This is a genomic window from Bartonella sp. B10 (genome assembly GCF_053794435.1).
This window is the reverse complement of record NZ_CP200030.1, coordinates 26220-46799: the sequence shown is the minus strand read 5'-3', so window position 1 is coordinate 46799 and position 20580 is coordinate 26220. Positions and strand designations below refer to the sequence as shown.

Sequence of the window (20580 nt, the reverse complement as noted above, 5' to 3'; positions counted from 1 at the left end):
CATTCATCCAGTCTGCAAATAACCCATCTAAACTCGCATTCCTTAATTCTTTCAAAAAGCTTCTATCCTATTGCTTCCAAAGCAATATTTTTTCTCTGTGTTACATTTCTTGTATAATCATCAATTCTACGCTCAATTTCTGGACGAAAATTACGTATCAACCCCTGTACAGGCCAAGCCGCAGCATCACCAAGTGCACAAATAGTGTGTCCCTCAATTTGTTTAGAAACTTCAAATAAAAGATCAATCTCACGTTTTTGTGCTCTTCCTTCAACCATACGTCCTAAAAGGCGCATCATCCAACCAGTGCCCTCACGACACGGTGTACACTGACCGCAACTTTCATGCTTAAAAAAAGCTGATATACGCCAAATTGCTTTAATAATATCAGTCGATTTATCCATAACAATTATCCCTCCCGTACCAAAAGAAGAGCCAACATCGCGCATTCCATCAAAATCCATGATCGCATCAATCATATCTTTACCACAAACAACTGGGCAAGAAGCTCCACCTGGAATAACTGCTAAAAGATTATCCCATCCACCACGAATGCCTCCAGCATGTTTCTCAATTAACGCACGAAAAGAAACACCTAAGGCCTCTTCAAATGTACAAGGTGCATTAACATGACCAGAAACCATAAACAATTTTGTTCCAGTATTATTTGCACGTCCGATCGATGAAAACCACGACGCACCACGACGCAAAATCGTTGGAACAACAGCTATAGATTCTACGTTATTAACTGTTGTTGGACAGCCATAAATTCCTATATTTGCAGGAAAAGGTGGCTTAACTCGAGGCTGACCTTTTTTCCCCTCAAGACTCTCAAGAAGAGCTGTTTCTTCGCCACAAATATAAGCACCAGCACCATGATGGACGATAATATCACAAGCATGCCCATATTTAGTTTTTTGACCAAGTAATCCTGCATCATAACATTCATCCACGGCGGCTTGAAGTGCTTCACGTTCACGAATATATTCACCACGAACGTAAATAAAAGCCACATTTGCTCCCATAGCAAACGTAGCAATAACACACCCTTCAATCAACGTATGAGGATCATGTCGCAAAATGTCGCGATCTTTACATGTTCCAGGTTCTGATTCATCTGCATTTACAACTAAATAATGTGGACGACCATCACTTTGTCTTGGCATAAATGACCACTTCATTCCAGTAGAAAAACCAGCACCTCCACGACCACGCAAACCTGATGCTTTTACTTCATTAATAATCCAATCACGACCCTTTTCAATAATTGCTTTGGTGCCATCCCAATGCCCACGCAACATCGCCGCCTTCAACGATTTATCCTTTAAACCATAAATATTGGTAAATATGCGATCCTTATCAGCCAGCATACCCCACCCTTTTACTTCTTGACTGTAACATTCTTAGCATTTCCTTAAATGTAAATCTTAAATACCTTTTCAAAGCTTTTACTTTTAATCAGAAGTTGTTACAATGAATAAAACAACAAAATAACTTCTCCAGAAGAAACATGCATTACACCTCTATCTCTCCATTACTCTCTTTTTGAAGATTTGAGAGATTTCTTTTTTTCTTCATCATTGTTAATTAAAGAAGTTAAACCGCTAATTGGCTCCGATGATTTACGTCCATTTTGTGGACCAACCTCTATCTCAGAACCTTTACCTTCTTTAAATGCATCAATAATCTCTTCAAGACGCTCAGCTGTAAGATCTTCATAAGTGTCTTTAAAAATCATAACCATTGGAGCATTGACACAAGCACCAAGACACTCCACTTCCTCCCATGACAATGTTCCATTCTGATTAGTAACAAAAGGTTCACGATGAATTTTCTTTTGACAAACTTTAATAAGTTCATCAGAGCCACGTAACATACAAGGCGTCGTACCACAAATTTGGATATGTGCCTTTGTTCCAACAGGCTTAAGCTGAAATTGAGTATAAAATGTTGCAATCTCCAAGACACGAATATAAGCCATAGACAGAATCTGAGCAACATGCTCAATTGCAGCGCGTGTTACCCAACCATCTTGTTCTTGAGCACGCATTAATAATGGAATTACAGCAGATTGCTCACGACCTACAGGATATTTTTTTATAGTATTTTGCACCCATACCTGATTTTCTTTTGTAAAAGAAAATTCTGCCGGTTGATAAATATCATCTGCAAGACGACGAACAGACATCAGCGATCAATCTCCCCAAAAACGATATCAATTGAACCCAAAATAGCTGTAGCATCTGCCAACATATGACCTCTAGTTAAAAAATCCATAGCTTGGAGATGAGCAAAACCAGGAGCACGCAACTTAACACGATATGGTTTATTTGTTCCATCAGAAATCAAATAAACACCAAACTCACCCTTTGGAGCTTCTACAGCAACATAAACTTCACCAGGAGGAGTATGAAAACCTTCCGTATAAAGCTTAAAATGATGAATAAGAGCCTCCATAGAACTTTTCATTTCACTACGTCTTGGTGGAACAATTTTATTATCCAAACTCGAAACTGGCCCATTTTTTTCGGTACTCAGCAAGCGATCTACACACTGACGCATAATTTTTGCCGATTGACGCATTTCTTCCATACGAATAAGGTATCGATCATAACAATCGCCGTTTTTACCGATAGGAATGTCAAATTCCATTTCATCATAACATTCATAAGGCTGACTTTTGCGCAAATCCCACGCAACACCAGCCCCTCGAATCATTACTCCAGAAAAACCGCGCGCCCAAGCTTCATCAATACTAATCACTCCAATATCAACATTACGCTGTTTAAAAATCCGATTTGGTGTTATAAGCGCATCAAGTTTACCAAGAGCTACAAGAAATGGATCAATAAAATTACCAATATCCTCAATTAAAGACTCAGGCAAATCTTGATGTACACCACCAGGACGAAAATAATTAGCATGAAGACGTGCACCACACGCACGCTCATAAAAAATCATCAATTTTTCACGTTGCTCGAATCCCCAAAGCGGAGGAGTTAAAGCACCAACATCCATTGCCTGCGTTGTAACATTAAGTAGATGATTAAGAATACGTCCAATTTCAGAAAACAAAACGCGTATTAACTGCCCTCGTTTGGGAATCTCAATATTTAATAATTTTTCGATAGCAAGAACGAAAGCATGCTCCTGATTCATAGGAGCAACATAATCTAAACGATCTAAATAAGGAACAGCTTGAAGATAAGTCTTTGTTTCCATCAATTTTTCGGTGCCGCGATGTAATAATCCAATATGCGGATCCACACGTTCGACAACTTCACCGTCTAATTCTAAAACCATGCGCAAAACCCCATGCGCTGCAGGATGCTGCGGACCAAAATTGATATTAAAGTTGCGAACATTGACTTCAGCCACGGCCAATCCTTTACTTCAAAAAACTACTACAGCACTGAAAAATTTTATTAACTTAAAGCTATATACCACAATTAATTAACCGCAACATCATCTTGTACCACTCTCTTTTTCATCACATGGCAAAATACACTGAGCACCTTCCCAAGGAGAAAGAAAATCAAATTCTCGCATCTCTTGTCGTAACACAACAGGCTCATAAATCACCCTCTTTTCTTCATTATCGTAACGACATTCAACAAATCCTGTTACAGGAAAATCTTTGCGTAAAGGATGCCCTTCAAATCCATAATCAGTTAGAATTCTCCGCAAATCCGGATGACCTGAAAATAAAACCCCGTACATATCATATATCTCACGCTCATACCATTCTGCTCCGGAATAAATTGAACAAACAGACGTAACAGGAGTATTTTCATCGGTACGAACCTTAACACGCAACCGCAAATTATGTCGAGGAGACAACAATTGATAAGATACATCAAAACGCTTATCACGAGAAGGATAATCGACACCACTAATATCTGTAATATTGATAAACTGACATCGAGAATCATCACGAACAAACATCAAAACATCTACGATTGCATCAAGACGTGATATAATGGTTAATTCACCAAAAGCAAGAATAGCCTCTTCAAGCTTATCTCCTAACTTATTTTTCAAGTAGGCAGCAAGCTCAACCAATGACTCACCCTTCATAAAACAAAGCCCCCCTATCGCTCAATAGATCCAGTACGACGGATTTTTTTCTGCAACAACAATATGCCATACAGCAACGCCTCCGCTGTAGGAGGACACCCCGGAACATAAATATCCACAGGCACAATACGATCACACCCGCGCACAACAGAGTAAGAATAATGGTAATAACCACCACCGTTTGCACACGACCCCATAGAAATCACATAACGCGGCTCAGGCATCTGATCATAAACTTTTCTCAAAGCAGGAGCCATTTTATTTGTTAAAGTACCAGCTACCACCATCACATCTGACTGACGAGGTGAAGCACGAGGCGCATATCCAAAACGTTCATTATCATAATGAGGCATTGAACACTGTATCATTTCGACAGCACAACAAGCCAAACCAAAACTCATCCACATCAAAGAACCAGTACGAGCCCAAGTAATCAAAGCATCTGCAGAAGCAACTAAAAAACCTTTATCTGACAACTCAGCATTAATATCACAAAAAAAACTACTATCGGAACCAATCAGCTCACCTGTATTCGGGTCAATAATTCCTTTTGGCTTTGGAGCAGTAACCGTTGAATTATTAAATATCAATCCCATTCCAAAGCTCCTTTTTTCCATTCATACACAAATCCAACAGTCAAAAGTGCTAAAAATATAATCATCGACCAAAAACCAAATATACCGATCGAACTAAATGAAACCGCCCAAGGAAAAAGAAAAGCAATCTCAAGATCAAAAATGATAAATAAAATTGAAACAAGATAAAATCGAATATCAAACTTCATACGAGCATCATCAAAAGAATTAAATCCACATTCATAGGCTGATAATTTTTCAGGATCAGGTGAACGATAGGCCACAACGTAAGGCATAACCAACAAAGTCCCAGAAATAATTGCCGAGATAGCGATAAAAATCAACACTGGCAAATAAGAACTTAATAAATGAATCATAATCTTCTTCCGCATTCCACTCGCATAGCCCCAAAGGCATAATTCAGGACATTTTTTCTACAGACATAGGTACCGTAGAGCAAAAAAAGACGCAAGCCCCTATTAGCATAAACCATGTAAAAAAGAAACGAAATTTAAACCATAGATAGAGTTCGAAAACCAATAATGCCACTATTCATGACTTGAAATACAAATTATACATTCTGAGAAAATCTAAGAAGAAGTTTTAAAATGGCGCGAGTGACGGGGCTCGAACCCGCGACCTCCGGCGTGACAGGCCAGCACTCTAACCAACTGAGCTACACCCGCGCACTTCTCCATAACCAATCAATAAATTGGTAATACAAGGTCGTGTAAGATGTTCATTCATTTCTGTCAAGCAAACTTATGTGTTTTTTTTCAAAAAAAATTAAATAAACAGCAAGAAAAGCATTTCTGCTTAAAAAAATATTGGTAAAGAATATATTTTTCCTTGCGTAAGGAAAAAAAATTCCTTAAACGGTCTCTGGTAGCTTAATTGTATGTTTTTGCATTGGGCGATTAGCTCAGCTGGTAGAGCGCCTCGTTTACACCGAGGATGTCGGGAGTTCGAGTCTCTCATCGCCCACCATTCTATTTTTATAACATTTAGTGCTTTAATTTTTTTTCACTTTATATGTAAATAAAGGCAAAAGAATAGTTTACTCAAACGCGCCCTTATAAAGTGTGTAACTTCTTACAATGTACAATGTATAAAAAATGTTCTGTAAGAACTCTCTGAATCCTTACAATTTACTGCTTATGAAAAGGCACTTCATAAGAGGATGTCGTACACCATCAATCAGCTGTTCACATCAAGTTCAAACAGTCAATTTATATAAATAATTTGCCTCATAAATCACGATACTTTCTTTGTTATTGTTTATAAAAACGAAGAATTGTATTCATAAATTAAAAACTTATAAAAATATATTTTAATGATTTTTCCTTAAAGTAATTTATGAAAATTGGATCAGTAAGTGATACACCCTCCTAATTTCTGCTACCATTGGCGTTCATCTCCATTCCATGTTAGTGACACTTTAAATATAAGAAAATACAAAAACATCCATAAGAATTTAAAAATTATAAAAAAACAGGCCTTTTCGTTTTGCACCAATTTATTTCTTTCAACATGCTTCTAAGAGGGGCGCTAAGAGCCTTTGCTAAGAGCCTTTAAAGATTTTTCAAAGCCTCTTACCCTTTTTGCCAAAAAATTTCGATTTTTGCGATTCTTTGCTCTTTTTTTGATTTTAGGTATCAAAATCCAATTTGATAAAAACGCATTAATGATAAAAAATATACATAAAATCAATGAACTATTACTTATTCATAACTAATCCCACCCCTTTCCGCTTAATGCAAAACATAATATCAAACTACAGCAAAAATCTTCAATATTTTAAGTGTAGAAGAGCCTTTAGGACAAGGCATTATTTTTATGTAATCTGATCAAATAGCCTCTGCGGAACCTATTGTATAAAATAATTTTAGCCCTTATACTTGTAATTTCCGTTCCCATCCCCTACAATGTACCATTATTACACGATCGATAAAATTAAGATCAACCACTATACTGAACTGGCAAACCTAGGTTTCATATCGATACAAATAATAGAGAATGAAATTCAAAAAGTTTAGAATAAGCAAAAATAAATTAACGAAATAACTAAAACAAAAATTCGAGTACCTTAATACATACCCAATTTGCTTTCTCTACCCCCCCCCTCCTCGTATACACAAATTAACAATATCAAAAATTATATCGCTACCTCATCAAAGACTTATATTCCGTAACCCTCTTCTTGTGCGCCGAAACAGACAAAGCCCTCACAGATGAATCTTTCTCTTCTTTCAAAACTAAATTCTTAGCACGCCTTTCACACAGATCTTCTCCTTTTTTGTTAACAGGCTTATGGAAATCTTTTGGATTTGCTTTCATATACTCTCTGAGACGTTTAGAACTTTGTACATGTTTAAAAAAAGTAGACGGAAGATATTCATCCAATTGCTCACAAGATACAGGAACATCTCTGTTACATAAAACACCACGAACATTGTCTTCGTGTAATCTCTGTAATTTATTCGATTCGCGATAAAGCTTTTTGGCTAAAGCTAAACTTAAAATCCCACATTCAGATGGACTTCTCTGAATATCCATTTCTGCCATAGAAAAATAGCAATGAGGTAGTTGAGAAGCCTCAATAGCTGTCTTTATCTTCAATGCTGATATCGCTGCATACTGATTATTAAATGTTGTAGTGTCAAGCAAAACCAATGATGTTTCACCATTAACATTCCTCTGGTCAATTACTGAGAAATGAATTGCTTCACCTCCTACATTTGTTATCAACCTAGAAGACGAAATTCCCTCATTGACCATTTTCTTCACTGATGCGACAACCTCTTCTGGTGTTGTAGCAAAATTAAGCTGCATTTCTGGATACTTCTTGTTTGCCTGCTCTATTAACTTGGGCATCCATTTGAGATCCATATCTGCATAATTTCCATGCATCCAACTACCATCAGCAATGTCGCTCTCTAACTTAGTTACAATACCTTTCAATATTTCAGTATTTGATACGGCACCTTCTTCCCTTTTAGCAATAATTTTTTCTTCTATTTCTTCTCTATTTAGTTCCTCTAAACGCTCGAGAAGATCATTTAACGACGCACTCTCGAGATCAATATTTTTGGTTTTTGACGAGCCAGTAGCTCCTTCTGTCGAATCTTGTGGTTTCATAATATTAATTTTCCAAGTTAATAATTTGCGCTATCGACGTAAGATAATAATTTAATATTTCGACTAAATAATGTCTTGCATTAGCTTTATTTTTGTCCTAAAATGGGAATTTTTTATTATCACCTAAAAAGCTAGATTTTTTATCCTAATATTTATATTTTCTCGTGATTCATTGCAAAATTAATTAAGGTGCTATGTCATTACCTAGAGCGTAAACTCTCAATAAAAAAGCACAGAAATTGAAAAGATTCTTAACTTGCATCTGTAACCATCAGTAACAGATAACAAAGTAGCCAATGAATCTTTTGCGTTTTAGGAAAAATATAATAGAGAATGATGACTTGGATATGAATTCTAAAATAAGTCAATAATACGAATTATTTTGACACAAGAAAGTCCACTAAATCATCACAAAATACCTTTATCAACACGATATTTAGATTGATAAATAGCTAAATTATTTTGTGTATATTCAAGAAAGCAAAACTCAAATTAATAGAAAAAAATTTTGTTAAAGTTAAAATAATAATATATAAATATATTTTTATTATTATTGTTATAATATGAATAAATAATAAAGTATATTTTGTAATAGCTAAAACTTTTGTTATTTAAATATATAATTTATTTTCAAAATAATTATAAAAAATCTGTTTACACAATTAAAAATATTTTTTATATAAGATACATAACCTATATTAAGGTAGAGAATAGTCTCGGAGATATTTTTATTCCAAATATGTCAATTACCATAACTGTACCGAATTGTACTATAATAATAATCTTACAACGATTTTTAACCATTGTTTTTTAGCATTTTTAGCGCCATCTTTGACTTCCTGTGGATTTAATACGATACCAACAAATGAAGAAAAAGTACAGCAAGATGGAGTGAAGTATTTAACCAATATCAACGTCGCGCTAATCTCATTCCTAATCCAGTAAAAACTGTTAAAGCATATGTATCTCATGAGAATACTTTTTTTAAAAGCGTAATTAAACGTATGCAAAAGCAACATAGGTAAATATCAATGCTGATATGCTTAGTAATCAAATAAATCTATCAAGCGTTCTCTCACGCCTTATGGTAATTGTTGAAAACTATCCAGATCTCAAAGCAAATCAAAATTTTCTTGCTCTTCCATCACAATTAGAAAAAACAGAAAACTGTATTTCTGTCGCTCGCTGCGGTTATATTGAGGCAGTACGTGCACTTAAAACAATGCCAACAATGACAATGATCTGAGCAAGACTATGGTTTCACATCCTTTCCAACGTAGCATCCCTGCATATTTATACACTATTATCAGCATTTTGTGTTTAATTGTTGCATTAGGAAGTATTTCTTATTCAAAAATTAAATTTCCTCTCTTAACTGGCTATGTTAACGACGTAGCTCACCTACTTGATAACGAAACGATAGAAAGTCTAACAAAAAAACTATCCATACTGGAACAAAAAACAAGAGATCAAATTGTTATTGTAGCTATTCTTACTCTTTCAGAACACGATATAGAAACTTATAGCAACTTCCTTTTTCGTACATGAGGATTAGGTAGGAAGCATATCAATAACAGTGTATTACTAGCTATTGCGCCAAATGAACGTGCAGTCCGTATTTAAGTTGGTTATGGTTTAGAAGGAAAATTAACAAATGCTGTTTCTGTTGTCATCATTAACAATTTTATTCTTCTAAACTTTCGTGAAGAAAATTATATAAAGATGGATTGTTGAAGCAATTAATGCAATTACCAGTACCATTATAGAGGATGATTCTGATGTCACCTCCCAAATTAAAGAAAAAGCTAAAGCCAATGAAGTCCAACGTAGACAAGCTGAAAAAAATAAAATGATAGCCACTATGGTTGTATTTTTAATCCTTTTCACGATAATTAGTTTGCCAATTTTTACAATGATCTTCGATGAAAAATAGGTTCCAAAAAGTATCTTTGATGAGGCATTATCTTTACCACCCTGTTTTCTTAACTTGAATGCCAAAGGTAAATTCTCTAATAAAGAACTTGGTAAGAACTAAAGTGTAGGAGGATTCAGGAGTTGTGGCGGATCATCAAGTGTCAGGCGGTAGTGGTGCAACTAGAAAATGGCAAAATAGCTCGTATTTTTAGAAGTAAAATTTACTAATATCCTACCTTTATTAGTAAATAATCCTACATCTTGCTCTACAATTATTTTTATTAATTATAACATAAACTATAATACAAGAATAAGTATTATCGATGAAAATTGAATCAAGACGTATTGATCGTGATAAGTTATCACATCACTTTAAAACAATTAGAGATCATTTGCCTGTTGAATGGAAAGTGAGCAATAACTTAGTTGAATATCCCTACGCACTGCATTATATGCAAGAGCGCGTAGAAAATATTTCTGCAAAAATTGCACATGAGCAGGTTTGGCTTCTTGAGCATCCTTCCCTTTATACAGCTGGTACAAGTGCGAATAAAGAAGATCTGCTTGTGCCTAATTTGTTTCCTGTATATGAAGCAGGTCGTGGCGGTGAATTTACATACCATGGACCAGGACAACGTGTTGCTTATGTCATGCTTGACCTCAAACGCCGAAAACAAGATATCCGCGCTTTTATTAGTGCACTAGAAGAGTGGATTATACAAATGCTTATGAAATTTAATATTAAAGGTGAACGCCGTGAAGATCGAGTTGGTGTCTGGGTAAAACAGCATGATTACTCATCAAAAAGAAATGGCGTCTTTTCTGAAAATAAAATTGCTGCAATTGGTATTCGTGTACGTAAATGGATAAGCTTCCATGGTATTTCTATTAATATTAATCCTAATTTAGCACATTATTCTGGAATTATTCCTTGTGGAATCACAAAACACGGTGTAACTAGCTTATTTGATTTAGGCTTGTCTATAACAATGCATGATATTGATACTGCTCTGAGACAGACATTTGAGCAAATTTTTGGTCCAACAATTGATGTTTTCTAAACTTGTTGATTTATAAATAAAAAACAGGCATAGAATTTATTGTAATTAAGGATTTATTCTCATTAGATCGATAGAAAAATACTATGAGCAATAACAGTAATGATCTTTTTAGTATTTTAGATAATGTTCCTCTTCAAGTAAAAACGAAAAAAGAAAATCTACAAACTACAGTGAGATCAGAAGCTATGACTTCTGATGAAGATACGCAAAAAGATAGCTATAATGCCCTGTCTATTCGAGTTCTTGAAGGCTTAGAGCCTGTGCGTTTGCGTCCTGGAATGTATATAGGTGGTACGGATAGCAAAGCACTTCATCATTTATTCGCAGAAATTATTGATAATGCAATGGATGAAGCTGTTGCCGGTTACGCAGATTTAATTGATGTATCATTAGATAAAGATGGTTATCTAACGGTTACCGATAATGGACGCGGTATTCCCGTAGAAAATCATCCTCAAATGCCTAACAAATCCACTCTTGAAGTCATTATGACGCAACTACATTCAGGTGGAAAATTTGATGGCAAAGCTTATAAAACTGCTGGTGGATTACATGGAGTAGGAATTTCTGTTGTTAATGCCCTTTCTGATGATATGGAAGTTGAAGTAGCTAGAGAACGCAAACTTTACCGACAACGGTTTTCACGCGGAATTCCTCAATCTGGTTTAGAAGATTTGGGTAATGTTTATAACCGTCGTGGTACGCGGGTTCGTTTTCATCCTGATAGTAAAATTTTTGGTGAAAATGCTACTTTTGATCCAGAAAAAATTTATAAAATGGCACGCTCCAAAGCCTATCTTTTTGGTGGAGTAAAAATTCGTTGGAATTGTGATCCAATTATACTTGAAAGTAGAAAAAATATTCCTGAAAAAGATATTTTTTACTTTCCTGATGGACTTAAAGATTACTTGTTATCTTCATTAGAAAATGAGTATCGAATAACATCAGAAATTTTTTCCGGTAAAAGCAAACAACGCGATGGTCACGCTTCAATTGAATGGGCTATAGCTTGGTATGGTGGTGATTCTTGCGTACAGTCTTATTGCAATACTATTCCTACCGGAGAAGGAGGAACACATGAAACAGGACTGCGACAAGCTCTTTTGCGCGGATTAAAATCTTATGCTGAATTAATTGGAAACAAACGCGCTTCTATCATTACAGCCGACGATGTCATGATTTCAACGATAGCAATACTTTCAGTCTTTATCAGAGATCCTGAATTTGTAGGACAAACCAAAGATCGGTTAGCTACAATCGAAGCACAACGTATCGTTGAGAATGCAATACGAGACCCTTTTGATCATTGGCTAACAAATTCTCCGCACGAATCAACAAAACTTCTTGATTGGGTTATAGAAAGAGCTGAAGAACGCGTTAAACGGCGCCAAAATAGAGAAATAAATCGAAAAACTACTGTACGTAAATTGCGCCTTCCGGGTAAATTGGCGGATTGTAGCCAAAATTTTGCTGCTGGTGCTGAATTATTCATTGTTGAAGGAGACTCCGCGGGTGGGTCTGCTAAACAAGCGCGAAACAGAGCAAACCAAGCTATTTTACCTCTTCGCGGAAAAATTTTAAATGTAGCCAGTGCTGCACGAGAAAAAATGAGTTCAAGCCAAACAATTAGTGACCTTATACTTGCTCTTGGATGCGGCACACGCTCCAAATATCGTGAAGAAGATCTTAGATATGAGCGTATCATCATCATGACAGATGCGGATGTCGATGGTGCTCATATCGCTTCACTCTTAATTACATTCTTTTTTCAAGAGATCCCTGATCTCATTCATCAAGGACATTTATACCTAGCTGTTCCTCCTCTTTACAGAATATCACAAGGGGGAAAAGTTGCCTATGCACGCGACGATACCCACAAGGATGAATTGTTAAAAACTGAATTTACAGGAAAAACAAAAATAGAAATTGGGCGTTTCAAAGGCCTTGGTGAAATGCGCGCTGAACAGCTTAAAGAAACCACAATGCATCCTCAAAAACGTACACTTTTACGCGTTTCTATTGATGCAGATTACATGCAAGAAACTAAAAATACAGTAGATAGTTTAATGGGAACGAAGCCAGAAGCACGATTTCGATTTATACAAGAAAATTCTACTTTTGTTTCAAATTTAGATATCTAATTTTAAAGATATCTATTTTAAACTACTTCAGCAGCATCAATAACTCGGAGCTGTGGGTTGATGGTTCCTTTCCAATAATTCAAACTAAGACTACTAGCTACGTGAATATTTTTACCAATGTTTTCATAAAGAAAATGACCAAGAGGTGTTCCAGCTGAACGAAAAGCCATTCCTTGCAATTTTTTACCTTCAATATTAGAAATAATTAAACGAAGATGTCCTTTTCCAATCTCACATAAACTAACTAATCGATGAGAAGGAAAAACAAAAACAGGTGTAGTATTCCCAGAACCAAATGGACCGGCTTTCTCAATCATATCAAAAAGATCCTTATTAACCCCAGAAGCAGAAAGGCAACCATCTATATGAAGGGATCTCTTAGCCCGCAACTGCGTAACCGTTAAAGAAACTTTTTCTTCCAACCATTCTCGAAAAATTTCAACTTTTGTTGACTGAATAGTAATTCCAGCCGCCATACTATGGCCACCTCCCTTTTCTAATAAATTTAATGCAACTGCCTCATGAACAAAAGCTCCTAAATCTATTCCACTAATTGAACGGCCTGATCCTATACCACTTCCATCAGGTCTCAAAGCAATTGCAAAAACAGGACAAAAAAAACGCTCTTTTAAGCGAGATGCAATGAGACCAATAATTCCTGGGTGCCATTCTTGATGCGCAATCACAAGAGACGATGGTGCTTCTCTGTTTTGATAAAGAGAATCAATGTAGGATTCTGCTTGAGCTAATTGCATCATCTCAATTTTTTGGCGTTCTTGATTGAGCAAATTCAGCTGTTCTGCTATTCTATTGGACTCACTTTTATCATCACAACTTAGCAAATATGCTCCTAAAGCTTGATCGCCAATACGTCCTCCTGCATTAATTCTAGGACCTAATAAAAAACCTAAATGAAAGCTATTAAGCGGCTCACCTATCTGTGCAACCTTTATTAAAGATGCTATCCCAGGATTATGCATAGAACGAGCAACCTGAAGCCCTTTAACTACAAAAGCACGGTTAACACCTTGTAACGGAACTACATCACATATGGTAGCTAGTGCAACAAGATCAAGCAGAGTTAAAAGATCAGGCAAGTCCCTTTTCAATTTCTTTTTCCGCAATAAATGATTAACCCATGCTAACGTAACAAAGACAACACCAGCAGCACATAAATGACCCTGTCCTGAAAAATCATCAGGACGATTAGGATTGACTATGGCAACAGCTTCCCTATGAATTTCTGTCATTTGATGATGATCTAAAACCACAACATCAGCACCTGCAAGCCTCGCTGCCTTTATTGCATCTGGGCTATTTGCACCACAATCAACGGTAACAATCAAATGAGCCCCCTCTTTCACTAGCATTTTCATTGCTTGTTCATTTGGCCCATACCCTTCAATAATACGATCAGGTATATAAATCTTTACTTCTAGACCAAAATAACGGAGAAAACGTACCATGATCGCCGATGAACAGGCTCCATCAACATCATAATCGCCAAAAACAGCAATTTTTTCTTGTTTTACAATGGCTCTAACTATGCGCTCTGCTGCACATTGCATATCCGCAAAACTTTCTGGGTCAGGCATTAACGTACGCAGATTTGGATTAATAAAAGTAACAGCTTCAGATTCATCTACATTTCTTGCCGAAAGAACGCGAGCTAATTGATCTGGAAAACCAAATTTTTGAGAGATAAAACGAGCATTACTCACACCTCGAGCATCGAGAGCATCTAACCAAGATTGACCGCAAGCAGAAGATTTAATATTGAGGAAATAACAGGATTGCTGCATTGCCGTTTATCTTACAATGAAAGTGTATAAAATACAATCAAAAGTTAAAAAGAAAATATTTTATCGCAACATCTGTTGTACCTTTAAATGAATATAAGAAAGCTGCCACAAATATAAGGTATCATAATACCTTAATTGTAATATATTGTTTTATAAGTTTTTATTTTCTCTTGACGCAAGTAACCAGACATTATATCAAGATGGAAAGTTGGGTATTCTAGATTTTTTCTGAGAAATATTTTCAATGTAAAGCAATAAAAAATGCCCTCATGTTATAAAGATTTTAATAAAGGATACTTCTATGGCAACGTTTTCACAAAAGCCAACTGAAGTGGTGAAAAAATGGGTTGTTATTGACGCAGAGAACCTTGTTTTAGGTCGTCTTGCTACATTCGTTGCTAACCGCTTACGAGGCAAACATAAAGCTACGTTTACTCCACATGTTGATGATGGTGATAATGTTATTGTGATCAATGCAGACAAAATAGCTCTCACCGGGAAAAAATATACAGATAAAAAATATTATTGGCATACTGGTTATATTGGTGGAATCAAGGAACGAACAGCTCGCCAAATTCTTGAGGGACGCTTTCCTGAACGCATTATTGAAAAAGCTGTAGAGCGGATGATTCCTCGTGGACCACTTGGTCGTCAACAATTGAGGAATTTACGTGTTTATGCTGGGAGCCAACACCCACATACTGCACAACAGCCAGAAACTCTTGATGTTGGTGCTTTAAATCGCAAAAACAAAAGGATTTCTTGATTATGGCTGAAATTAGTTCTCTTTCTGAGCTTAGTACAACAATGAGTGCTGCAAAAGCTAGTGAAAATGTTGCTCCTATTCATGTACAAAAGCTTGATTCACAAGGACGTGCTTACGCAACAGGAAAACGTAAAGATGCTGTTGCTCGTGTATGGATTAAACCAGGCTCTGGAAAAATAATAGTCAATAACAAGGAATTCGATAAATACTTCGCTCGTCCTGTTCTTAGAATGATACTTCGTCAGCCAATTGTTGCAACAAACAGAGATACTCAGTTTGATATCACTGCAACCGTTGCGGGAGGTGGTCTTTCCGGACAAGCAGGTGCTGTACGCCATGGCATTTCTAAAGCTTTGACTTATTATGAGCCGTCGCTTCGTGCAATTTTGAAAAAAGGTGGATTTCTCACGCGTGACAGTCGTGTTGTTGAACGTAAAAAATATGGTAAAGCAAAAGCTCGTCGTTCTTTCCAATTTTCGAAGCGCTAATTTTGGTTTTCACAGAATACCCAAAGCTTTGCTTATAACAAAGCTTTGGGCGCTTTTGTGTTTCTCTAGCTGAATTTTATTTTTAGTATTTTCTCCCACAGTTCAGCAAAAAATCCGACACGAATGTTTAATCCAAGAAATGCTTTACCATCGCGATAAAATGAGGAACAGAAATAGGTTTTGACATATACTCTTCACATCCGCTTGCACGAATTTTTTCCTCATCACCTTTCATAGCAAAGGCTGTAACAGCAACAATAGGGATGGATTTAAGTTTTTCATCATTTTTAAGCTGCTTAATAACATCGATCCCTGATACCTCAGGCAATTGAATATCCATAAGAATAAGAGAGGGCATTGATGAACGAGCTAAATCTAACGCCATAAGCCCATTACGCGTTTCGATAGTTTCATAACCACTCACCTTTACAAGATCGCGGAATAATTTCATGTTGAGCTCATTATCTTCCACGATCATAACTTTCTTTAGCATTAATTATGACTCCACTCTTCTTTAATGAGGAACACATATAAACCTAAGTATCTCACCTCTCAATGAGAAAAAAATGATAAAAAATTGTCTAATTGCAGACCAACATATTGATTATTTAATATATCCAATACGCAATTAATGCATATAATAACATCATATATACATTTTTTACCTTGTTATCACAAAGGAGAAAATTTGATCATAAAAAGTGCTAAACATCAGTTTTTCATACTTATGATCACTTTTATTTCTATAATTCTTTCTGCAGCACTATACTTAACCAAACAAGTATAAAAAACAATTCATACAAAATCATAGATCAAAAGATTTATGATCTATAATATTACTTTAATATCTTCTTCTAACTAATTATTTATTTTTATATGTATAATATTTTTAAATTTTATCTCTATATTTATAAAATAGTATAAATTTTATATTCTATACAGCAAAAAATTTAGTATATTTAGCAACTATAAAATTATTTTATTTATAGATAAGTTATTCATACTAACATTTTTTATTACGTTTAAAAGATTCTTACAAGTATACATAATTTAAAAATCCTTTTATTCTCTGCTTTAATATTCTTTTTCAAATAAATGTGGATTTTCAACCATGAGCTTTTTCCGTGCTTTTTGTAGCCACTGAATAGTTTCATCAACTTTTGACGGAGAATAAAAAGATTCTTGATTATTCAATAAATGTTGTTTCTCTTTGCTTTCATAAAAGCACTGCATTTGAGACTGAAGTATTCTAATTTCCTGAAAGAAAAGACGATTAGATTCTTTAAAATCATTATTGAGTGAAAAAAGTTGATTGGAAATCGATAACAAAGTTTGTTTTAAAAATTTCTCATTTTCTTGACGTTTGCGATATTCTAAAATAAGAGCACGGCTTATCTCATCTAGCTGTTTTTTAGTAGAATCGATTTGACGCAATAAATTTGATTCTTCTCCTATATTATCTTCTTTTGCTTTTAAAAGCTTAGTATGAATATCTAGCAATTTTACTGCGGAATGAGATAAATAATCAACCAATGTGGGAGTATTGGTAAGACGTTTTTGTGCAACCATCATGAAATTATCCTAGAGATCCATTAATTAGCATCTATCCCACTATTCGTCATTGATTGTATAGATCTATTCTAAAGAAATTGCTAAAAAATGTTATCTTTAGCTGGTTTATATCTGATAAATAACTACAATCTTTTCACATTTAGTGTCTAGCCAGCGGAGACAAAAGATGCACAGGTGTATACAAGATAAGATGTGTTGTATCTTCCAACACACTACTACCATCAGCAAGAATTGCTTGACTAGGCGATAACTCTGTACCCTGCATAATTGTTGATGCCAAAGAACCTTCTCGAGAAAGAGCCATTAATGTCGGTGAAGATGCAAATACGTTGTGCGCTCCGCCATCCACATCAGAGAAATCCAGAACAGCTATTCCATTTTTACGCAGCATTTCTATATCTGAACCATCTCCTAATCGAGGATGCCCTCCTGTAAGACGCCCAGAGACCGCAAGAGCTTTATCCGTGCGAGATACCAAAATAGCTGTCGGACGAGGCAACATCTTAATATCGTTTAATTGCCTCTCAAATACATCAAGATCAATATCTGGTGCAGCCATTAAAAAACTTGTAATGCGAAGAATTGGCTTGTATTTTCCTTGTAATGCTAAAGTTCTAAATGCCTCCATTATAGCAAAATTACCCATTGAATGTGCAATGACTGAAATTTGATCAGCGTCAGTTTCACTGATGAGTATCAAAAGCTCTATCAATCCATGACGCGCAAAATTAGCGCTATCACGATCATAAATATAAAGGGGTATTGACCCAGCAGAAGGCCAAGAATAATGCACTGTTACAACATCCAAAGAATAATCATGAGTAAATTGTGCTGCACGAAATGTGCCATCTGCAAAATTGTTATTATAACCATGAATAAAAAGAAAAATTTCTTTTTTTCCTTTTGGTTTGTTTGCCAAAGCAATATTTAGTTGTTTCTTAAATTGTTCCCTGTTATCGTATTTTTTTAACATTACTGCTGCAAAATACTTATCATGAGTAGGTTTATACGCATTTGTTTCTACTGAACCTTTTACATGCTGTTGAGGGATTCCTATGTCAATGCGATTATAGTGCACTTTGTTTGATCGTTCTGATCCGTAAGGCTGAGAATAATTATCTTGCATCATTCGACATGTAGCAACATATACTGGCACTATAGCCTTTGGGAGAATAGTTTTTTCTTCAACTTCTCTCTGTGCTGCAATCATAGATGGTGTAGCATGCACCCCATGCCACAGCACAGCTCGTGACCTACTGCAGGCTGTTAATAACACAAAACAAATAAAGAGCGTTAAATACCTTAAAAACATTGTACTGCTCATGGTAAAGTTACCCAGTTTCATTGAAATAAACCTAACACTTCAAGCCTACAGGCGCAAATATACTGCTTCCAAAAAAAACTGAAGTAAAGCTATTACCCAAGCACGCACTAATAAAACAATCTGAAGAAAAAAAACTGCCACAATGCGTACTAAAACTACCTTTGCAACCATATTCGTCATTAGCTACAAAAAGCAAAAATGGTGCGGTCGAGAAGACTCGAACTTCCACGGGCTGCCCCACAGCGACCTCAACGCTGCGCGTCTACCACTTCCGCCACGACCGCATATGGTGAAGCCAAACATAATAGCACCTCAGCTTTAACAAATCACAACACATGCCACAAGCCAATTTTTATTTTTATATAAATTATTTTATTATATCTGTTTATAAAGTACACACCTCATGATGATCCGCGAACCATCATCATAAAATTAGCTTGAGCAATTTGATCTTTTTCATAATAATCATGAAAACTTGTTGTAATTGTTGTGGCTCCCTGCTTTTGTATCCCTCTCATGGACATGCACATATGTTCAGCCTCAATCAATACTGCAACACCACGAGGTCTTAGATGTTTTTTTAAAGCATCAGCTATTTGAACTGTCATGGATTCTTGCGTCTGTAAACGACGAGAAAAAATATTCACAACACGTGCAATTTTTGAAAGCCCGACAATCTTTGTATCAGGTAGATATGCAATATGCGCTTTACCAACAATCGGGATTAAATGATGTTCGCAATGTGAATAAAAAGAAATATCTTTCACTATTACTGATTCACTATATCCTGAAACTTCTTCAAAAACCGTTCCCAATATTTCTTCAACTGATTCACTATAACCAACAAAAAGCTCACGATATGCTTTGACTACACGCACAGGAGTATCTAAGAGCCCTTCTCGACTTGGATTTTCTCCTACCCATAACAGCAATGTGCGAACAGCTTCTTCTACTTCTTCAATACTAGGGCGCTTCATTTCAGTTGAAAATGGGTCTATAGTATCTTTTTTAATAACATGATGCATCAAAAACTCCGAGCTTACCATATGGTAAGGCATTTGCCATATATTTATTTCACTTGGTATAATCTTTATATAATCGAATTAAAAGCTTAAACAATTGTAGTACTATAAATTTCATGTAATAGATCATAATCTACAATGTTTATGGTAACGTAAATATTCGATATTCTGCGCGTAAAAAAGATACAATGTCAAAAGAAAACACCTATGTAAACAAACAATTACTGTATATCTTCAAAATTATATAATTACAAATTTTACTCATAAAGATCATGAAAATATAACATTAAACAAACCAAAGAAACATAAATGCTTGAAGCACATTCTAGAAAAAAAAAGAAGAAAAATAGAAATTACACAGGTCTTTGGAAAAAAACTCCTGGGAGGTTAGTTGGCATATTATTGATACGTTTCTATCAAATAACATTCTCAAGTTTGATAGGTAATCAATGTCGTCATATGCCAACTTGTTCAGAATATACTTATGAAGCAATAGCGCGTCACGGATTGTGGGCTGGTGCATGGATGGGACTTTTTCGTATTATTCGTTGTGGTCCATTTGGGACAAGTGGGTTTGACCCAGTTCCTACATCTCTTGGAGATTTTTGCTGTTTTTATAAACCTTGGCGCTATTGGAAAATTTCCATTAAACACAACAAATAATTCTTTTCTTTTCTTATGTGTATTGATAGAAGAAATC

Annotated in this window: 17 protein-coding genes, 3 tRNA genes and 2 pseudogenes; 8 read left to right on the top strand and 14 right to left on the bottom strand. The window is 35.6% G+C overall.

Annotated features, from left to right (window positions below; translation table 11 throughout):
• Positions 1–62 precede the first annotated feature (62 nt).
• The 7 genes from nuoF to V3565_RS00190 all read right to left on the bottom strand — a co-directional run bounded on the left by nuoF (position 63) and on the right by V3565_RS00190 (position 5338).
• Positions 63–1370, bottom strand: coding sequence for an NADH-quinone oxidoreductase subunit NuoF (gene nuoF / locus V3565_RS00220; RefSeq protein ID WP_455478345.1), 1308 nt, complete (start codon positions 1368–1370; stop codon positions 63–65).
• Positions 1371–1534: 164 nt separating this feature from the next.
• Positions 1535–2188 (bottom strand): NADH-quinone oxidoreductase subunit NuoE, encoded by a 654-nt coding sequence (nuoE, locus tag V3565_RS00215; protein WP_455478344.1) that lies wholly within the window; start codon positions 2186–2188, stop codon positions 1535–1537.
• Positions 2188–3378 (bottom strand): NADH-quinone oxidoreductase subunit D, encoded by a 1191-nt coding sequence (locus V3565_RS00210; protein WP_455478343.1) that lies wholly within the window; start codon positions 3376–3378, stop codon positions 2188–2190. Before V3565_RS00210 ends, nuoE begins: the two co-directional genes overlap by 1 nt.
• Positions 3379–3465: 87 nt before the next feature.
• Complete coding sequence (locus V3565_RS00205; RefSeq protein WP_455478342.1) at positions 3466–4077, bottom strand: NADH-quinone oxidoreductase subunit C; 612 nt, start codon at positions 4075–4077, stop codon at positions 3466–3468.
• Between the two features lie 14 nt (positions 4078–4091).
• Positions 4092–4673, bottom strand: a complete 582-nt coding sequence (locus V3565_RS00200) for a NuoB/complex I 20 kDa subunit family protein (RefSeq protein ID WP_455478341.1) — start codon at positions 4671–4673, stop codon at positions 4092–4094.
• On the bottom strand, positions 4664–5029 hold the full coding sequence (locus tag V3565_RS00195) for an NADH-quinone oxidoreductase subunit A (protein ID WP_455478340.1): 366 nt from the start codon (positions 5027–5029) through the stop codon (positions 4664–4666). The genes V3565_RS00200 and V3565_RS00195 overlap by 10 nt, the downstream gene beginning before the upstream one ends.
• Positions 5030–5261: 232 nt before the next feature.
• A tRNA-Asp gene (locus V3565_RS00190) sits at positions 5262–5338 on the bottom strand.
• 225 nt (positions 5339–5563) lie between these two features.
• Here V3565_RS00190 and V3565_RS00185 point away from each other — a divergent pair.
• Positions 5564–5639: transfer RNA gene (locus V3565_RS00185), tRNA-Val, on the top strand.
• Between the two features lie 1176 nt (positions 5640–6815).
• On the opposite strand, the gene V3565_RS00180 is transcribed toward V3565_RS00185, so the two are convergent.
• Positions 6816–7790 carry a YopJ/AvrA family T3SS effector serine/threonine acetyltransferase gene (locus V3565_RS00180; RefSeq protein ID WP_455478339.1) on the bottom strand — a complete coding sequence of 325 codons (975 nt, stop codon included), beginning with the start codon at positions 7788–7790 and terminating at the stop codon, positions 6816–6818.
• Positions 7791–8529: 739 nt separating this feature from the next.
• On the opposite strand from V3565_RS00180, the pseudogene V3565_RS00175 reads away from it, so the two are divergent.
• From V3565_RS00175 to parE, 4 genes and pseudogenes are all read left to right on the top strand, one after another.
• Positions 8530–9024, top strand: a pseudogene (locus V3565_RS00175) (LemA family protein); the annotation flags it as partial.
• Positions 9025–9044: 20 nt separating this feature from the next.
• Positions 9045–9916 (top strand): annotated as a pseudogene (locus V3565_RS00170) (TPM domain-containing protein).
• A 111-nt stretch (positions 9917–10027) separates the two neighbouring features.
• Positions 10028–10765 carry a lipoyl(octanoyl) transferase LipB gene (gene lipB, locus V3565_RS00165; protein ID WP_455478338.1) on the top strand — a complete coding sequence of 246 codons (738 nt, stop codon included), beginning with the start codon at positions 10028–10030 and terminating at the stop codon, positions 10763–10765.
• 83 nt (positions 10766–10848) lie between these two features.
• Positions 10849–12906, top strand: coding sequence for a DNA topoisomerase IV subunit B (parE, locus tag V3565_RS00160; RefSeq protein WP_455478337.1), 2058 nt, complete (start codon positions 10849–10851; stop codon positions 12904–12906).
• A 17-nt stretch (positions 12907–12923) separates the two neighbouring features.
• Here parE and recJ read toward each other — a convergent pair whose 3' ends face one another.
• Positions 12924–14708: a single-stranded-DNA-specific exonuclease RecJ gene (recJ, locus tag V3565_RS00155; protein ID WP_455478336.1), complete on the bottom strand. Its 1785-nt coding sequence runs from the start codon at positions 14706–14708 to the stop codon at positions 12924–12926.
• Positions 14709–15009: 301 nt separating this feature from the next.
• Between recJ and rplM the strand changes: the two genes are divergently transcribed.
• Both rplM and rpsI read left to right on the top strand, forming a co-directional pair.
• Entirely contained in the window at positions 15010–15474 is a 465-nt protein-coding gene (gene rplM, locus V3565_RS00150; RefSeq protein WP_455478335.1) for a 50S ribosomal protein L13, read from the top strand.
• Positions 15475–15476: 2 nt separating this feature from the next.
• Positions 15477–15962, top strand: a complete 486-nt coding sequence (gene rpsI / locus V3565_RS00145; protein ID WP_455478334.1) for a 30S ribosomal protein S9 — start codon at positions 15477–15479, stop codon at positions 15960–15962.
• A 127-nt stretch (positions 15963–16089) separates the two neighbouring features.
• On the opposite strand, the gene V3565_RS00140 is transcribed toward rpsI, so the two are convergent.
• From V3565_RS00140 to folE, 5 genes are all read right to left on the bottom strand, one after another.
• Positions 16090–16455, bottom strand: a complete 366-nt coding sequence (locus V3565_RS00140; RefSeq protein ID WP_455478333.1) for a response regulator — start codon at positions 16453–16455, stop codon at positions 16090–16092.
• Positions 16456–17036: 581 nt separating this feature from the next.
• A complete protein-coding gene (locus V3565_RS00135; RefSeq protein WP_455478332.1) occupies positions 17037–17531 on the bottom strand; it encodes a hypothetical protein in 495 nt (164 codons plus the stop codon).
• Between the two features lie 142 nt (positions 17532–17673).
• Positions 17674–18858, bottom strand: a complete 1185-nt coding sequence (locus V3565_RS00130) for an alpha/beta hydrolase (protein WP_455478331.1) — start codon at positions 18856–18858, stop codon at positions 17674–17676.
• A gap of 199 nt (positions 18859–19057) precedes the next feature.
• Positions 19058–19142, bottom strand: a tRNA-Leu gene (locus V3565_RS00125).
• A 117-nt stretch (positions 19143–19259) separates the two neighbouring features.
• Positions 19260–19883 (bottom strand): GTP cyclohydrolase I FolE, encoded by a 624-nt coding sequence (folE, locus tag V3565_RS00120; RefSeq protein WP_455478330.1) that lies wholly within the window; start codon positions 19881–19883, stop codon positions 19260–19262.
• Between the two features lie 306 nt (positions 19884–20189).
• Between folE and yidD the strand changes: the two genes are divergently transcribed.
• Complete coding sequence (gene yidD, locus V3565_RS00115) at positions 20190–20543, top strand: membrane protein insertion efficiency factor YidD (protein ID WP_455478329.1); 354 nt, start codon at positions 20190–20192, stop codon at positions 20541–20543.
• Positions 20544–20580 lie beyond the last annotated feature (37 nt).

What these genes read in the sequence shown, in the direction of transcription:
- nuoF (WP_455478345.1), bottom strand. Translation starts at nt 1,370, where the DNA reads ATGCTGGCTGATAAGGATCGCATATTTACCAATATTTATGGTTTAAAG.
- nuoE (WP_455478344.1), bottom strand. Translation starts at nt 2,188, where the DNA reads ATGTCTGTTCGTCGTCTTGCAGATGATATTTATCAACCGGCAGAATTT.
- V3565_RS00205 (WP_455478342.1), bottom strand. Translation starts at nt 4,077, where the DNA reads ATGAAGGGTGAGTCATTGGTTGAGCTTGCTGCCTACTTGAAAAATAAG.
- V3565_RS00200 (WP_455478341.1), bottom strand. Translation starts at nt 4,673, where the DNA reads ATGGGATTGATATTTAATAATTCAACGGTTACTGCTCCAAAGCCAAAA.
- V3565_RS00195 (WP_455478340.1), bottom strand. Translation starts at nt 5,029, where the DNA reads ATGATTCATTTATTAAGTTCTTATTTGCCAGTGTTGATTTTTATCGCT.
- V3565_RS00180 (WP_455478339.1), bottom strand. Translation starts at nt 7,790, where the DNA reads ATGAAACCACAAGATTCGACAGAAGGAGCTACTGGCTCGTCAAAAACC.
- lipB (WP_455478338.1), top strand. Translation starts at nt 10,028, where the DNA reads ATGAAAATTGAATCAAGACGTATTGATCGTGATAAGTTATCACATCAC.
- parE (WP_455478337.1), top strand. Translation starts at nt 10,849, where the DNA reads ATGAGCAATAACAGTAATGATCTTTTTAGTATTTTAGATAATGTTCCT.
- recJ (WP_455478336.1), bottom strand. Translation starts at nt 14,708, where the DNA reads ATGCAGCAATCCTGTTATTTCCTCAATATTAAATCTTCTGCTTGCGGT.
- rplM (WP_455478335.1), top strand. Translation starts at nt 15,010, where the DNA reads ATGGCAACGTTTTCACAAAAGCCAACTGAAGTGGTGAAAAAATGGGTT.
- rpsI (WP_455478334.1), top strand. Translation starts at nt 15,477, where the DNA reads ATGGCTGAAATTAGTTCTCTTTCTGAGCTTAGTACAACAATGAGTGCT.
- V3565_RS00140 (WP_455478333.1), bottom strand. Translation starts at nt 16,455, where the DNA reads ATGCTAAAGAAAGTTATGATCGTGGAAGATAATGAGCTCAACATGAAA.
- V3565_RS00135 (WP_455478332.1), bottom strand. Translation starts at nt 17,531, where the DNA reads ATGGTTGCACAAAAACGTCTTACCAATACTCCCACATTGGTTGATTAT.
- V3565_RS00130 (WP_455478331.1), bottom strand. Translation starts at nt 18,858, where the DNA reads ATGAGCAGTACAATGTTTTTAAGGTATTTAACGCTCTTTATTTGTTTT.
- folE (WP_455478330.1), bottom strand. Translation starts at nt 19,883, where the DNA reads ATGCATCATGTTATTAAAAAAGATACTATAGACCCATTTTCAACTGAA.
- yidD (WP_455478329.1), top strand. Translation starts at nt 20,190, where the DNA reads ATGCTTGAAGCACATTCTAGAAAAAAAAAGAAGAAAAATAGAAATTAC.